The following is a 15,151-nucleotide window of genomic DNA, read 5'->3' on the forward strand; positions in this document are numbered from 1 at the left end:
AAAGCTATACCATTCCACTAGCCAATAAATCTGCGCATTTGTGGCTAGCCCTACAAATTGAACCCGTACGAAAACTTAAATCCTTTTTCAATCAGCACATTTCTATCATAGGCGTAGCCATAGTGGATCCTGAAATTCAGTCGTTTTACACCGAAATAAAATTCACTATAGTTCCTTTTTTCTGGAGAGGATAGATAGGCACCTCCGATAATTTCCTCTAGTTTCAGTTTTTTTAATAAAGGGATTTTGCTCAGGAAAAACGAGCCGAAATTATGCTGAAAGTGCGCTTCGAAATATTGTTTGGTAGTATTGAAGAGGTAGAAATCCAAGAATTGGAAATTCCGTTCGTCAGGGTCAAATACCATGGACTGATTGGCCCTAAAATGTTTCCAATCCGGATAGTTTAAGTTTTTTGTGATTAAAAATTTCCCAGCTCCCAGTAGAATGGATGATTTGCCCAACATACCGAAATGTAATTTTTTCTGGTAGACCTCAAGAGAGATGAAATCATAGTCGACGCTGGAACCAAATACGCCTCTAATCCCTCGTTTATAATTGAATTCAATTCGAGGGAAATTGCTTTCCATATAAAAACGACCATCGGGACGGGTAATATATTTTTGTGCTACAGTGTAGGCTAACGTGCCACTAACTACTAGCGCTTTATGCTCGGGGAAAAGCAAAATATTCTCATCATTCGGGGTAAATGGATTGTTGGACGTAAAGTTTGTATTACTTCGTAAACTTCTGAAGTTGCTGTTTGAAAGTGCTATTCGTTTGGCATAATCCACACCGATTTTTAGCTCAAAGCTCGGAGCAAACTCTCTAGATGCCTCTACATTGAAAAATCGCCTCTCGTAAAACTTGGCTACGTTTTTACCAAAAAATAAGGCATTGATGGTATTCCGCAGTAGATTGGTTTGCTCTAATGAATTTAAATTGGCCACTTCTGAACCAAAGCCTAAGGAAATTGTGGCGTTCCTAATGGGGTCATATAGGTACTTGGCTTTAATATTGGCATTGAAACGTTCGTTCGCAAAGCCATATCGAGCTTCGGGCTTGATGGAATAGAAACGGCCATCATCAAATCCTTGTCGCCAATTTACAGCATATTTTAAAGCCAGACCTTCAATAGTGTTATAAAAAACGCTGGTAGCCAAAGGGTCGTAAGTAACACTTTTTTTGTTGTAGCTACGATAATAGACGTAAGGTGTCACCAATATTTGCGCTATATTGAATCGGTTTTTAATGCGGTCAACCGAATCGAGATATTTTTGAGAAGCTTTTAATGCACTAATACTATCTTTCCTTAAGTAGTTATTTTGTTCTTCTAGAGTGAGGGGGACTGAGCGATGTTTTTCCCAATAAAATGGTTCTTTTTGATTGGAAGTTCTTTCTACCTTTAAAATCTCTTTGGTGAAAAAGTTTTTGTTAAATTGGGGTTGGATGTTGTAGTTCTTGAAAACCCCCATCACATAACCAGTAAACTTAAAGCCTAATATTTTTCCTTTAATGCTGAATTGTATAGACTGCGGCGCATAAACGTTACCAATTTCTATCAATTGCTGGTTTACGGTAAGCGTGTCTATGAGCTCGATGCCATTATCCTTGGTTACAAATAAATTGACTGCATTTATGCGCCAGCTATCATTTACGATATAAATGACACCCGAAAACGTGGGTGAGCTACCTCGTTTTGGTATTACTTCTATTTTGCTAATCGTTTTTCCATCTTCTTCGCTATTGCCTAAAAATTTGTATTTGTAATAGGAAAAGGCATTGTCTGCCACGGGCGACACAAATCCTCTGACGGAAAGCTTGTCTTCGAACAATACATTATTATAAAAGTTGACCATAAGGTCAGAAGCTTTGTTAAAGCTGAACCCATTATTATCCCCAGCAATTTTAGAGGAAACCATCACTTCTTTTACTTTATCCCTCTGTTTAAAGTCTAATTTCGATTCGGTTTCAGAAAGATAGATGATGCCTTGTCGGTTACTGTCTAAGTCTAAAATGGTGGCCACGTCCCTTCCAAAGAATCGTTTTGGAGCGTTCACCAATTTTTGCATGGCCTTGGTGTAAACCTCCGCAGAAAAAGCGTCGATTTCATTGAGGTAGATTTTTCGTTTGGCAATTACTTTCTTGATCATCTCATTTGCCAAATCTTCTGTCTTAGATTTGATGATGACATCATTCAACATGAAGATTTTTGGAGCAAGTACAATATCCAAAATGGTATTTTCTTTCAATACCACCGTTACCTTACGATCTTCATAGCCTACAGCCGTAAATAGCAATTCTACTTTGCCCGCTGGCAGAGTTAGTTTGTATTGTCCGTCTATATTGGAGGAAGTGCCTTGCGTAGTGTTGCCCACATATACCGAAACGAAAGGGACATTGGAACCTTTAATTTCGGTTACTTTGCCAGTAAGTACAAAATGCTGACCCCATGCCGCCAATACCCCGAAACTGAGCAAACATAAAATACAATACCGCAGGTAGCCTATCATTTAAAAACTCTCTTTTGAGATTAGATTGATAACGTCAAGTTAACAAAAAGCTTTTGTTAACTTGACGTTTTGATTTGAAAAATACAATCTGATCTAGAAATTGTAGGAAAACCTGAAACCTTGATCAACTCTTTTGCCGTTATCGAAAGCAAAACCATAGCTAATACCGAATACTAAACGTTGTATACCGAAATAATATTCGGTGTAATTTTTCTTTTTGGGTTGGGTAAGATAATTGATGCCCACTACCTCCTCTAGCTTTAACTTCCTCAACAATGGAATTTTGTTGAGAATGAAACCTGAGAAATTATGTTCTAAATGTGCCTCGAAATAGTGTTGGTCGGTGCTGTATTGGTAAAAATCTAAGAACCTGAATTTTCTAAGGTTAGGAGGGAAGAACATGGCATTGTTACCCCTGAAATGCTTAAATTCTGGATAAAACAGTTTGTTGCTATTTAAAAACTTTCCAGCACCTACTACAAATGAAGTGTAGCCAAATAACCCTAAGCCAATGCGTTCCTGATAAGCTTCAAAGGTAATTAGGTCGTAATCAGTTTCCCCACCAAAAACACCATTAATGCCTTTTTTATAACGCAAACTTAATCGAGGGTATTTCGATTCGGTATAGATTTTTGCATCAGGACGTGTAATGTATTTTTGACCTATGGTGTAAGTCAAATTGGCGGTAATAGAAGTTGATTTATAATTTGGGAAAAATGGCGAATCATCACCAGGGTTTAACGGATTGTTCGAAGTGAATTCTCTATCTTTATAATCTCTAAACTTATATAATGTACTATTGCTAAGTGCTTGGTTATTTGAATATTCTATAGCAACCGAAGCTTGTAGACCGGTAGCTAACTCTCTTTGCGTACCTATCGTTACAAAATCTCTTTTATAAAGCTTAGGGTAATTTCTTTCAAAAAGCAAGCTGTTAAGTGTATTAGATAATGGCGACATGGTACCATAATTATTCAAATCAGTCACTTCGTTGCCAAAGCCTAAAGTGATACCTGCACGTTTGGTAGGGTCGTAATAGTAAAAAGCATTTACATTAGCTGTAAAACGTTTATTGGCAAACCCGTATCTAACCTGAGGTCTAATGAACAGGTATTTGTTGTTTTCATACTGTTTTCGGTAGGTGACACCGTATTTGATTGCAAAGCCCTCTACGGTATTATAAAAAACAGATTGTATTAGCGGATCAAAAGTGTAGTAACGTTTATTGTACCTATCATTATGCTGGTAACTGGTGATCAGTATTTTGCCTAAAGTGAAATTATTGTTGGCCTTTTCCACTGAATCAAGGTAAGCTTTGCTTTGCATTCGCAGAGCGATGCTATCTTTTTTGATATAATCTTTGCGTTCTTCTTCAGTAAGTGGAATAGGTCGGTTATTGGCCCAATAGGCCGAATCTTTTTTGTTCACTGCTTTAGTGATTTTTAAGATTTCGGCAGTGAAATAACCTTTTTCAAATTTAGGATTGATGTTGTAATTGCTATAAAAACTGATAAAATAGCCTTGAAACTTGAACCCAAAAACATTGCCATTGAATTGGAATTTTAAATTGCCTGGCATATAGTATTTATCAATTTTAATAAAATGCTGTGCAATATTCAGTGTATCTATCAGGTTAACTCCAGCGTCTTTGGTCAAATTAAGATCTGTGCCCATTAAACGCCAATTGTCGTCGGCAATGTAAATAACGCCCCTAAAAACTGGGTCGTTTTTACGACGAGGGCTCACCTCAATCTTATTGATGGTTAATCCATTTTCCTCGGTTTTACCTAACAATTTATATTTATAGTAGAACAGGGCATTGTCGGCTATTGGCGAGACAAAACTTCTAGAGCTTAAGCCTGTATTTTCAAGCAGCAGATTTTCGTAAAAATTAATCCTCATATCTGACGCTTTATTAAAACTAAAAGCGTTATTCCTGCCCGAAATTTTCGAGGAAATCATTTCTTCCTTGATCCTATCAGGTTTCATGTAAGAAAACTTTGATTGGGATTCCGAAAGATATAGAATGCCGTTTCTGTTGGTGTCTAGGTTTAGTGTTTTTTGAATATCTCTTCCAAAAAACTTTTTTGGAGCACCTACCAATTTTTGCATTCCTTTAATGTAAACGTCGTTACTATAAGCAAAAACTTCTTCCAAATAAGTTTTTCTGTTCTTTATGGCATTTCTTACGATGCGATAGGCAGGATCTTCACCATTAGCCTTAATCACTACACTATTTAAAGTATATTGTTCCGTTTGTAAGGTTTGGTTTACGGTGATATTATTGAAAACATCAATGCTTTGTGTGGCGGTTTTAAAACCTACCACTGTATAGGTTAGGGTAACCAAACCTCTATCTACGTTGATACTATAGATACCTTCTGCATTTGCAGAAACGCCTTTGGTAGTTCCTTTAATAAAAACAGAAACAAAAGGGATGGGTTGTCCATCACTATCGATTATTTTTCCTTTGATTTCAAATTGTTGAGCTAAAGCTCCTAGAGATAAAGTAACTAAGCTAAATAGAAATAGAAGTTTTTTGTTTAGGTTCATGTAGTTATAGTTTAAATCAAAGACGATGTAATGTTTCTTAAGGTTGCACAACAACCAAAATACTATATTTGTGTTAAATCTATTAAAATAAGACCATGTATAAAACCTTACAACCCGTTTTACAAAAAGAACTTGCCGAAATTGAGCAAGCAGGGCTATATAAAAAAGAGAGAATTATCATTACCCCACAAGGTGCAGATATTAAAGTAAGCACTGGTGATGAGGTAATTAATTTTTGTGCAAATAATTACTTGGGCTTATCATCGCATCCAAAAGTGATTGATGCTGCCAAAGAGGCAATTGATAAATATGGTTATGGGATGTCATCCGTTAGGTTTATCTGTGGTACGCAAGATATTCATAAAGAACTAGAGAAAAAGATTTCGGAGTTTTTAGGTACGGAAGATACTATTCTTTATGCAGCTGCTTTTGATGCTAATGGTGGTGTTTTTGAGCCTTTGTTAGGCCCAGAAGATGCCATTATTTCCGACGAATTGAACCATGCTTCTATTATTGATGGCGTGCGTTTGTGCAAAGCGCAACGTTTCCGCTATAAAAACTGCGACATGGAAGATTTGGAAAAGCAATTGATTGCTGCGAAAGATTGTCGTCACCGAATGATTGTTACCGATGGCGCTTTTTCTATGGATGGTTCGGTTGCTCCTTTGGATAAAATTTGTGACTTGGCAGATAAATACGAGGCTTTGGTGATGATTGACGAATCGCACTGTTCTGGATTTATTGGTAAAACAGGTAGAGGTACTCACGAGCATTTTAATGTAATGGGTCGTATCGATATCATTACAGGTACTTTAGGAAAAGCCTTAGGTGGTGCTTCTGGTGGATTTACTTCTGGGCGTAAGGAAATTGTAGATATGTTGCGCCAACGTTCACGTCCATACCTGTTTTCAAATACTTTGGCACCTTCTATTGCTGGGGCATCGGTAGCGGTACTAGATATGTTAAGTGAAACAACCACTTTACGTGATAAATTAGAATATAACACTAAATATTTTAGAGAGAAAATGACCGAAGCAGGCTTCGATATTAAGCCAGGTTTCCATCCCATTGTTCCGGTAATGCTATATGATGCTAAAGTTGCTCAAGAGTTTGCTGCTAAAATGTTAGAGGAAGGCATTTATGTGATTGGCTTCTTTTATCCAGTAGTGCCGCAAGGTAAGGCTCGCATTAGGGTACAGCTTTCAGCGGCGCATGATCAACATCATTTAGACAAAGCTATCGCTGCCTTTACCAAAGTAGGTAGAGAATTGGGCGTAATTAAAAACTAGTTTTTAAAGCCATTAAAACTCACATTGTTGGAGCTGCTGATTTTAACATCTTCAACAATGTGATTAAAAATGATTTAGCGCATGAAAATTTCTTTGCAAAGCTTTTGCTTCATCGTTCTATCCATATTTATTACTTCTTGTAAAAAATCAAGCAGTCAATCGCTAAAAGCCGAAACAAAGCTGAACGTGAGTTATGGCAGTAGCGCTTTGCAAAATATGGATGTTTATTTGCCCGCGAACAGAAATTCAGAAACCAAAGTGGTAGTATTTGTACACGGGGGTAGCTTTATTGGTGGCGATAAAAGCGAATATAGTTCGATAGTAGAAGAATTGGTTCGGAGAAATTTTGCGGTAGTCAACATTAACTATCGTTTGGTAGATGCCAGCGGTTTGCAAACTAATCCTGTAACCCACAAGCAGAGTGCCATATTGATTCAACATCAGGTAGACGATGTAAGCTCCGCTGTCGATTATACCATTGCCCATGCAGATGAATGGCAGGTGAGTAAAAGCAGAATTGCCGTTGCTGGACATAGTGCTGGGGCAACCTTAGGTTTGCTTTATAGCTACGGAAACAAAAATACCAATAAAGTAAAGGTGGTAGCAAATTTGGCTGGGGCCTTGGACCAAACCTTCACCGATATTCCTTCTTATCATTTGCTGCCATCTTATATTTTAGAGATGGGTTATCGATATACGGGCTTTGAAGTAAGTGTGGCTAATGAACAACATTATAAGGCTATTAGCCCTTTGTATGTCGCTAATCCAAACCAAAAAATCCCAACCTTAACTATCTTCCCAGAAAATAATGTAGTGGGCGATTTTCCAAAACAGGGCAGAGTAACTTTTGATGCTTTCACAGTCAAATTAAATCAACTAGGTGTACCTAACAAATTTGTACAAATTGCTGGGGCAGATCACAGTTTTACCAAAGTAGGAAATATTCAACTGGTGTTTGTGGAGCTCTTAGCTTACCTAAACGCTAATTTGTAATAGATATGTTATAGGTTTGGGTTCATTTTATGGCTGTAATAGCCATTTAACTTTGTTTTTGAACTCGCCTTGACAAATATATAGGAGAAAATCCTGTATATTTGGCGCATGTTACAAGACCAAATAACGCAATACACTAACGAAATCAATGCGTTTTCTACCGCTAATGCAGCAGAGCTAGAACAGTTCAGAATACGTTTTCTGGGAACCAAAGGTATTATCAAAGATTTGTTTGATGAATTTAAGGCCGTTTCACCAGAGGAGAAAAGAACCTTGGGGAAGGTGTTGAATGAGTTTAAGCAACTGGCAGAAGCTAAATTTCAAACTTTAAACGAAACGATTTCGGCATTACAAGACACTTCGGAAAGCAATCAACTTGATTTGACCTTGCCAGGAGAAGGTTTTGAGATAGGTACGCGTCATCCATTGGCCATTGTACGTAGAGAAATCATCGAAATCTTTAATAAATTAGGCTTCAGCGTTGCCGAAGGTCCAGAAATTGAAGATGATTGGCATAACTTCTCGGCCCTTAATTTCCCAGAAGAGCACCCTGCAAGGGATATGCAAGATACCTTCTTCATCAAAAAAGGAGGTGAGAATGGCGATATTGCCCTTCGTACCCACACTTCATCGGTACAGGTGAGAATGATGGAAGCAGGTCAGCCTCCATTCAGAGCCTTAATGCCAGGTCGTGTTTATCGTAACGAAGCGATTTCAGCCAGAGCACATTGCTTTTTCCATCAAGTAGAAGGCTTGTATGTAGATGAGAAGGTATCATTTGCAGATTTGAAGCAAACACTTTTCTACTTTGTGCAAGAACTTTATGGCGAAGGTACCAAAGTGCGTTTCCGTCCATCTTATTTCCCGTTTACAGAACCATCTGCCGAAATGGATATTTCTTGTAGTATTTGTAAAGGCGCAGGTTGTAACATGTGTAAAGGAAGTGGTTGGGTAGAAATTTTAGGCTGTGGTATGGTTGACCCAAATGTTTTGGAAAATTGCGGTATCGATAGCAAAAAATACAGCGGTTTTGCTTTTGGTATGGGGATAGAACGTATTGCCAACCTTAAATTCGAAATCAAAGATTTGCGTTTGTTCTCAGAAAACGATGTTCGTTTCTTGAAACAATACCAATCGGCCATTATATAAAAATGAAGAAATTAGCGGCTATAGCAATTGTTTTTTTATTGTTCTTCGCATCATGCGGAAAAGAAGAAAACTATATTCCAGATTATCCTGTAAATTATAGTATTACGGTTGCAGAATTTAGTATTAGAGCCACTAATGGTATTTTATTGGTACCCAATCAGGGCGTAGCAGGCTTAATTATCGTGAGAATATCTACCAATGAATACGTCGCTTTTGATCGATGTAGCACCGTTAACCCTGAAAAGGCTTGTGCGGTTACACCAGAAGATGGTATATTCCTTGCCCTAGACCCATGTTCTGGCGGTAAGTTTTCATTGCTCGATGGTAGTCCGCAAAAAGCACCCGCAAAAAGAGCTTTAAAAAGATATGCTTTGAATATCGCGGGGCAACAAATATTAGTAAGAAATTAATGGAGCCAGAGAAAATAAAAGAAAGTATACTTAGGGCCGCAAAGGAGCTATTTAGAAAATACGGCTATCACAAAACCAGTGTCAACGAAATTGCTAAAAAGGCTCGCATTGCCAAGGCTACCATCTATAAGTATTTCGAAAGCAAGGAGCAAATCCTCGATTTTATTTTGATGGACTACCTCGATGTTAACCTGCATGGTATTTTATCTAATAAAGCACAATTTGCTAGTGAAGAGGAACATTTAAAGGCATTGGTAATGAAAACCTGCCGACTTTCTTTCACGGCTTGTAATGAGTTTATCGGTTGGGATTTTGTTCGTGAAAATGCTAACTCACAAGAATTCTTAAAGCATCTTTCTGATCAGTTGGAAGCGCTGTTGTTATCAGCCTACTTGGAACTCGACCATTTTAAAAACAATCCCGCTCGTCGTGGTGGACTGGCATTTTTATTGAAAGCCAGCAAAAGCATTGTGTTCTCGTTTGCCTTTACCTCGGTAAGCGATTCTGATGTCCGCAAGAACTTCGTAACCTTCCAAAAAGAAATATTGCCGTATTTGGTAAAAGCGGCATTATAACCCTTCATGCTGTCATTCCGAGGAACGAGGAATCTCTCTCTGTATATTCTTTGACCTTGAAATATACTTTGTAGTTGCTTCGAGGCCCTTTCTACAGAAGAATCGCTACGGGTTAAGCTTAGAATAACAAAAAATACATTCAGAATAAACCTCGCAGGTTTTCAAAACCTATAAGGTTTATATTATACTAAGAAACCGCTAAAGAACTGAGCACAGCAAACAGCCCCAGCCAATAATCATCAGTAAACCACCTAGCGGTGTAATTGGTCCTAAAAATTTGAAACTCTTTTTTAGGTATTCCGATAGCGACAAAAGATAAATGCTAAAAGAAAAAAGGATGGTACCAATCGTTACCAAATAGAAAGCCCATTTGATAGGGCTTAGCTCTAAATTGGCGTTATAACCGAGCACCAACAGAAACAGCGCACTATAGGTTTGATACCTTACGCCAACTTCAAAAGAGGCCAACTTCTCGGCAGATAAAACTTTCTTTAAAGCATGAGCACCGAAAGCACCAAGAATAATTGCTAAAATTCCAAAGGCTGCTCCGACAGCAATAACTAAGTGGTTATTCATATAGCAGTAAAGGTAGTGAAATAAGACCTAAAGATAAGTTAACGGATTGTCTAAAAATAGAGTCGTCATTTCGAGCGAAACGTAGTGTAGCCGAGAGATTTTTAAAGATAATTGCTTAATTTAAAGATTTCTCGGCTATGTGTCTATGTGGTTGATATTTTTTAACCCCTCGTCAAAAAGGAGAGCGAAAGTGGTTGATTACTTTCCTAAAGCTTTTCTCACTTGTGGTGCGATTTTGTCCCCAAAAATCTCAATTGATTTCATCATGTGTTCATGTGAAGGTGCACCTACATCCATATGCGCCGAAAAGCGGGTTAATCCAAATAGCTCTTGCATTTGCAATATTTTCTCTGCCGCTTCATTGGCATCTCCAATAATTAAAGCACCATGTTTTGAGCGTCCAAAATCAAATTGTCCACGTTGGAATGGTGGCCATCCTCTCGACTTGCCTATTCTGTCCATTTGTGCAGAATAAACAGGGTAATAATAGTCGGCAGTGGCTTGGCTTTCCTCTCCAAAAAACGAATGCATATGTACGCCCACTTTAAATTGGCTCATGTCGTGGCCACTATCTTCGTAAGCTTGTTTATAGTACTCAAACAAAGGCTGGAATTGTTCTGGATTGCCACCAATAATAGCAAACATTACGGGTAAGCCTAGTTTCCCTGCACGTACTACTGAATTTGGAGTGCCACCAACAGCTACCCAAATATTTAAATGGTTATTTACCGCACGAGGTAATACCTGTTGTTCTTTTAGTTCTGGTCTAAATTTCCCTTTCCATGAAATGGTATCCTGTTGGTTGATTTTCACCAAAAGGTTCAATTTCTCTTCAAAAAGTTCATCATAATCGGCAAGGTTATAGCCAAATAATGGGAACGATTCGATAAAACTACCACGGCCAGCCATTAACTCAGCCCTACCGTTTGAAATTAAATCAACCGTAGCAAAGCTTTGATAAAGTTTTACAGGATCTGAGGAACTCAGTACCGAAACAGCACTTCCTAACTTGATGTTTTTAGTTACTGTGGCTGCTGCAGCAAGAATAATTTCTGGAGTGGATACCGCATAATCTGGTCGGTGATGCTCCCCAATGCCATAAAAGTCCAGACCTACCTGGTCCATGAGTTTAATTTCCTCAATAATTTCTTGTAAACGTTGTTGTGCTGGTTGTGCTTGACCGTTGGCGTTAATTTGTAAATCGCCAAACATTCCAATACCTAATTCCATAAATTTCCTTTCTTTGTTACAAAGATAACTTCAATATAGGATTAAAGTTTTTGATGTATGTTAAGAAATGTAATTGTTAAATCCTTTACTTAATACCCTATTGCTAAAATTCCCTTTAGTGGTAATTTTAATCTATTGCTAGCATACAAAGTCTCGAAAAATGAAACCATTTTTTCAAAATCTTTGCTTTCTCGATAGTTATTTCTAACTGCAATTACTAAGTAATCTATGTCATGCATAACACAAGCTTGAAACAAGTCTTTGAGGAATTGATAGTTCGATACAGCCCGTCCTGCCTCAACTTCGATTACCGTTTTGGTGACTTCATTATGAGCATCTGCATCGAATGATTTTTCAAGTTTACCATTCCTGCCAAATAGGACAGGAACTTTTATTTTTCCGTCCTTTTTTTTGGAAGTTTCTACCTTATAATTTAGTGCTGTCAAATCTGATTTTATTGCCTGAAGGGCCTCATCGCTATTCAAGTCATAATTAGTTGAGCTTATCAATTGAATTTTCTGCTCAAATACATCAATAATTTGCTTTAGATGCAAAGGGATTAAATCTGATTTGGGGAAATATTGCCAATTAATATTCATAGTAGTAGCTATTAATTTAAAGCTAATATATTCTCTTTAATTTAATTTCTCTTTTATTGGCGAATTATTTAGATATACTATTATATCACTTAATTGATTTGGTTCAAACCAAGTTGTATCCTCATCTTTCCTAAACCAAGTTAATTGTCTTTTAGCAAATCGACGAGTGTTTTGCTTAATCTTATCAATGGCAGTAGCTAAGTCAATTTTTCCATCTAAGTAATCGAAAATTTCAGAATAGCCAACTGTCTTTAGTGCATTCAATTCTTTATAAGCCTCCAAAGATTTTACTTCTTCCAGCAAGCCTTCTTGCATCATCAAATCTACCCGATGGTTAATTTGATTGTAAAGCTTTTCTCGGTCGGTATTCAAACCTATTTTCACAATATTGAATGGACGCTCTTTTTTGTTGGAAGTGAGAAACGAACTTAATTTTTTCCCTGTTGATAATATCACTTCCAAACCGCGGATCATACGCTGCGGATTGCTTTGGTCTACCTTTGCGAAATATTCAGGGTCAAGCGTAGCCAATTGCTTTCTAATGGCTTCAATGCCTTCATCGGCAAACTGTTGGTTAAGCTTTTCACGAATATCGAGGTCAATTTCGGGCATATCATCCAAACCATTGCATACAGCATTAATGTATAAGCCAGAACCGCCAACCATTACCAATACATCATGCTTGGCAAATAATCTTTCCATTAAAGCTAAGGCTTGTACTTCAAAATCGCCAGTACTAAAAAGTTGGGTAATGCTATGTGAATTAATGAAATGATGGGGGGCAGCCGCCAACTCCTCTTCAGAAGGTTTGGCAGTACCAATGCTCATTTCCTTGAAAAACTGTCTAGAGTCGGCAGAAATAATTTCAGTTTGATAGTGTTTGGCCAATTCAATAGCCAATGAAGTTTTACCAATTGCCGTTGGCCCAACAATAACGATTAATGTTTTTTGTTTCATTTGGCTTACGGGTTATAGGTTGAAAGCTGCTCGATTTTAACAATAGAATTCTGACTTTCGGTCTTTAAACTTTCCGGCTAATAGTCGTCTTTATCGTTGCCGTAGTCGTCGTTACCGTAATCATCTTCGCCATCGCCATATTCATCTTCCTGTTCTTCCTCTTCCTCATCATGCTCTTCTTCTTGAGCATTGATTCCTCTACCTCCCATGGCTTCAAGTTCATCGGTATCCTCAGGCACAAAATCCATTTCGTTCAGAAAATCAAAATCATTATCGGCAGCTGAGCTGCTTGCTACAATACTGTCAATATTGCTTTTGTCGATAATTTTTGGAGCTTCGCCAACGCTTTTTACCAGGTACGGATATTCAATTTTAGGGTCGTTGTCCAATATGATTTTGATCAGTTCCACATGGAAATCGTATGGCCTTTCAAAATTGTAGATATAATAGAATTTCTGATGCGGGTCTTCGATAAAGTTGCTCAGTTTTGATTTCTCCATCAAAGTTACGCCATTATCGATTTTACGTTGCGTAGGGTGTATAGCAATTTCTTCGCCTTTAATCCAGTTATCGGTACTTACGTAAAACGACGAAGATTTATCGGCATTGTATCCAGTGCTGCGGTGTATAGCTCTATGTAAATCTTCGAAAGTTTGATTGCTTTTGATGTCAATCTCACGTGTGATATCATCGTAATCTTCGAAAGAAACTCTAAATCTATAAATGGCCATGTCCTATAATACTGCTTTATTGTGGGGTAAAAATATAAAAAAACTTCGAAGTCCGGAAGTCCGAAAGTTGGTTCTCCGATGTATAACAGTTATCGTTAAATCGTGTTTTTATAAATTAGAAATTGTGAATCAAACACGGTTTAACCCTAACTCTTTGGCTTTTTGGAGCATATAATCAAAAGCTTCCTTGTAACTGTTGGGGATATCGCCTTCTAAAATTGCCTCGCGAATAGCATTTTTTAAAATACCTACTTCCTTGCCCGCAGAAAGTCCAAAAGTTTCCATAATGTCATTTCCTGAAATTGGGGGTTGCCAGTTGCGAAGTTGGTCCCGTTCTTCTACGTCTTTGAGCTTTTGTTTGACCAATTCAAAGTTGTTGCGGTATTTTTTGATTTTGTATTCGTTTTTCGTGGTGATGTCTGCATTACAAAGTAACATCAAGCTGTCAATGTCTTCACCCGCTTCAAATAACAAACGTCTTACGGCCGAATCAGTTACGATATCCTGTGCCAAAACAATAGGGCGTAAATGTAACAGTACCAATTTTTGTACAAACTTCATTTTTTCGTTCAAAGGAAGTTTGAGTTGTGCAAAAATTTGGGGAACCATGCGGGCACCCCTGTCTTCATGTCCGTGGAAAGTCCAGCCGTGGCCTTCTTCAAAACGTTTGGTAGCAGGTTTGGCAATGTCATGAAGAATAGCGGCCCAGCGTAGCCAAAGGTCATCGGTGGTTTCACAAATATTATCCAAAACTTCTAAAGTATGATAGAAGTTGTCTTTATGTGCACGGCCTTTGATCACATCAACCCCATAAAGCTTGGCCATTTGCGGAAATATTAATTCCAATAAACCAGTATCAAATAGGTAATTGAAGCCAATTGATGGTTTTTTAGAAAGAATAATCTTGTTCAGCTCATCGCTGATGCGCTCTTTTGAAACAATTTTTATACGTTCTTTTTGTGATTTGATGGCATCAACAGCCATTTGGTCAATTTTGAAATGAAGTTGGCTAGCAAAGCGGATGGCACGCATCATTCGCAATGGGTCGTCAGAAAAGGTAACTACAGGGTCCAATGGCGTACGGATGAGTTTGTCTTCCAAATCCTCCAAGCCATTAAAAGGGTCAACCACCTTGCCAAAACTCGATGGGTTTAAGGAAATTGCCAAGGCGTTAATGGTAAAGTCCCTACGCAATTGGTCATCCTCTAAAGTGCCATCTTCCACAATTGGTTTACGGGAATTTGCTCTGTAACTTTCTTTACGTGCACCTACAAACTCCACTTCCAAATCTGAATGCTTCAACATGGCCGTGCCAAAATTTTTGAAAACGGATACGTTGGTTTTGAGTTTTTGACCTACCTTTTCAGCAAATGCAATTCCATTGCCGAGCACCACTACATCAATATCTTTGGAAGGACGGTCTAGGTAAAGGTCACGTACAAATCCGCCAATAACGTAGATTTCTGTGTTGGTTTTTTCGGCAGTTTCGGCTAATACTTTAAAAATGGGAGCTTCCATCTTACTTAATGGAAAGTTGGTATCGCCAGTCTGTTGATTGATTTGCATATTGATTGCAAAA

Annotated in this window: 13 protein-coding genes; 5 read left to right on the forward strand and 8 right to left on the reverse strand. The window is 38.0% G+C overall.

The window, feature by feature from the left end; all coding sequences use genetic code 11:
• Positions 1 to 50: 50 nt before the first annotated feature.
• On the reverse strand, positions 51 to 2,510 hold the full coding sequence (locus ABDV71_RS07655; protein WP_343531860.1) for a DUF5686 and carboxypeptidase regulatory-like domain-containing protein: 2,460 nt from the start codon (positions 2,508 to 2,510) through the stop codon (positions 51 to 53).
• Positions 2,511 to 2,603: 93 nt separating this feature from the next.
• The gene (locus ABDV71_RS07660) at positions 2,604 to 5,063 is read right to left on the reverse strand and encodes a DUF5686 and carboxypeptidase regulatory-like domain-containing protein (protein WP_343531861.1); all 2,460 of its coding nucleotides are present in this window, start codon (positions 5,061 to 5,063) and stop codon (positions 2,604 to 2,606) included.
• Between the two features lie 95 nt (positions 5,064 to 5,158).
• Between ABDV71_RS07660 and kbl the strand changes: the two genes are divergently transcribed.
• From kbl to ABDV71_RS07685, 5 genes are all read left to right on the forward strand, one after another.
• Positions 5,159 to 6,352: a glycine C-acetyltransferase gene (kbl, locus tag ABDV71_RS07665; protein ID WP_343531862.1), complete on the forward strand. Its 1,194-nt coding sequence runs from the start codon at positions 5,159 to 5,161 to the stop codon at positions 6,350 to 6,352.
• An 81-nt stretch (positions 6,353 to 6,433) separates the two neighbouring features.
• Positions 6,434 to 7,345, forward strand: coding sequence for an alpha/beta hydrolase (locus ABDV71_RS07670; protein ID WP_343531863.1), 912 nt, complete (start codon positions 6,434 to 6,436; stop codon positions 7,343 to 7,345).
• A gap of 108 nt (positions 7,346 to 7,453) precedes the next feature.
• Positions 7,454 to 8,494: a phenylalanine--tRNA ligase subunit alpha gene (gene pheS / locus ABDV71_RS07675; RefSeq protein ID WP_343531864.1), complete on the forward strand. Its 1,041-nt coding sequence runs from the start codon at positions 7,454 to 7,456 to the stop codon at positions 8,492 to 8,494.
• A gap of 2 nt (positions 8,495 to 8,496) precedes the next feature.
• Positions 8,497 to 8,904 carry a hypothetical protein gene (locus ABDV71_RS07680; protein ID WP_343531865.1) on the forward strand — a complete coding sequence of 136 codons (408 nt, stop codon included), beginning with the start codon at positions 8,497 to 8,499 and terminating at the stop codon, positions 8,902 to 8,904.
• Positions 8,904 to 9,479, forward strand: coding sequence for a TetR/AcrR family transcriptional regulator (locus ABDV71_RS07685; RefSeq protein WP_113646812.1), 576 nt, complete (start codon positions 8,904 to 8,906; stop codon positions 9,477 to 9,479). Before ABDV71_RS07680 ends, ABDV71_RS07685 begins: the two co-directional genes overlap by 1 nt.
• A 198-nt stretch (positions 9,480 to 9,677) precedes the next feature.
• On the opposite strand, the gene ABDV71_RS07690 is transcribed toward ABDV71_RS07685, so the two are convergent.
• The 6 genes from ABDV71_RS07690 to ABDV71_RS07715 form a co-directional block, all read right to left on the reverse strand.
• The gene (locus ABDV71_RS07690) at positions 9,678 to 10,055 is read right to left on the reverse strand and encodes a DUF423 domain-containing protein (protein ID WP_343531866.1); all 378 of its coding nucleotides are present in this window, start codon (positions 10,053 to 10,055) and stop codon (positions 9,678 to 9,680) included.
• A 198-nt stretch (positions 10,056 to 10,253) separates the two neighbouring features.
• Positions 10,254 to 11,285, reverse strand: coding sequence for an LLM class flavin-dependent oxidoreductase (locus ABDV71_RS07695; protein WP_343531867.1), 1,032 nt, complete (start codon positions 11,283 to 11,285; stop codon positions 10,254 to 10,256).
• A gap of 89 nt (positions 11,286 to 11,374) precedes the next feature.
• Positions 11,375 to 11,884 (reverse strand): hypothetical protein, encoded by a 510-nt coding sequence (locus tag ABDV71_RS07700; RefSeq protein WP_343531868.1) that lies wholly within the window; start codon positions 11,882 to 11,884, stop codon positions 11,375 to 11,377.
• 36 nt (positions 11,885 to 11,920) lie between these two features.
• On the reverse strand, positions 11,921 to 12,841 hold the full coding sequence (gene miaA, locus ABDV71_RS07705) for a tRNA (adenosine(37)-N6)-dimethylallyltransferase MiaA (RefSeq protein WP_343531869.1): 921 nt from the start codon (positions 12,839 to 12,841) through the stop codon (positions 11,921 to 11,923).
• Between the two features lie 77 nt (positions 12,842 to 12,918).
• Positions 12,919 to 13,572: a hypothetical protein gene (locus tag ABDV71_RS07710; protein ID WP_343531870.1), complete on the reverse strand. Its 654-nt coding sequence runs from the start codon at positions 13,570 to 13,572 to the stop codon at positions 12,919 to 12,921.
• A gap of 129 nt (positions 13,573 to 13,701) precedes the next feature.
• A complete protein-coding gene (locus ABDV71_RS07715; protein ID WP_343531871.1) occupies positions 13,702 to 15,138 on the reverse strand; it encodes an HD domain-containing protein in 1,437 nt (478 codons plus the stop codon).
• Between the last annotated feature and the right edge of the window lie 13 nt (positions 15,139 to 15,151).

It is taken from the genome of Pedobacter sp., assembly GCF_039594775.1.
Lineage (GTDB): Bacteria > Bacteroidota > Bacteroidia > Sphingobacteriales > Sphingobacteriaceae > Pedobacter.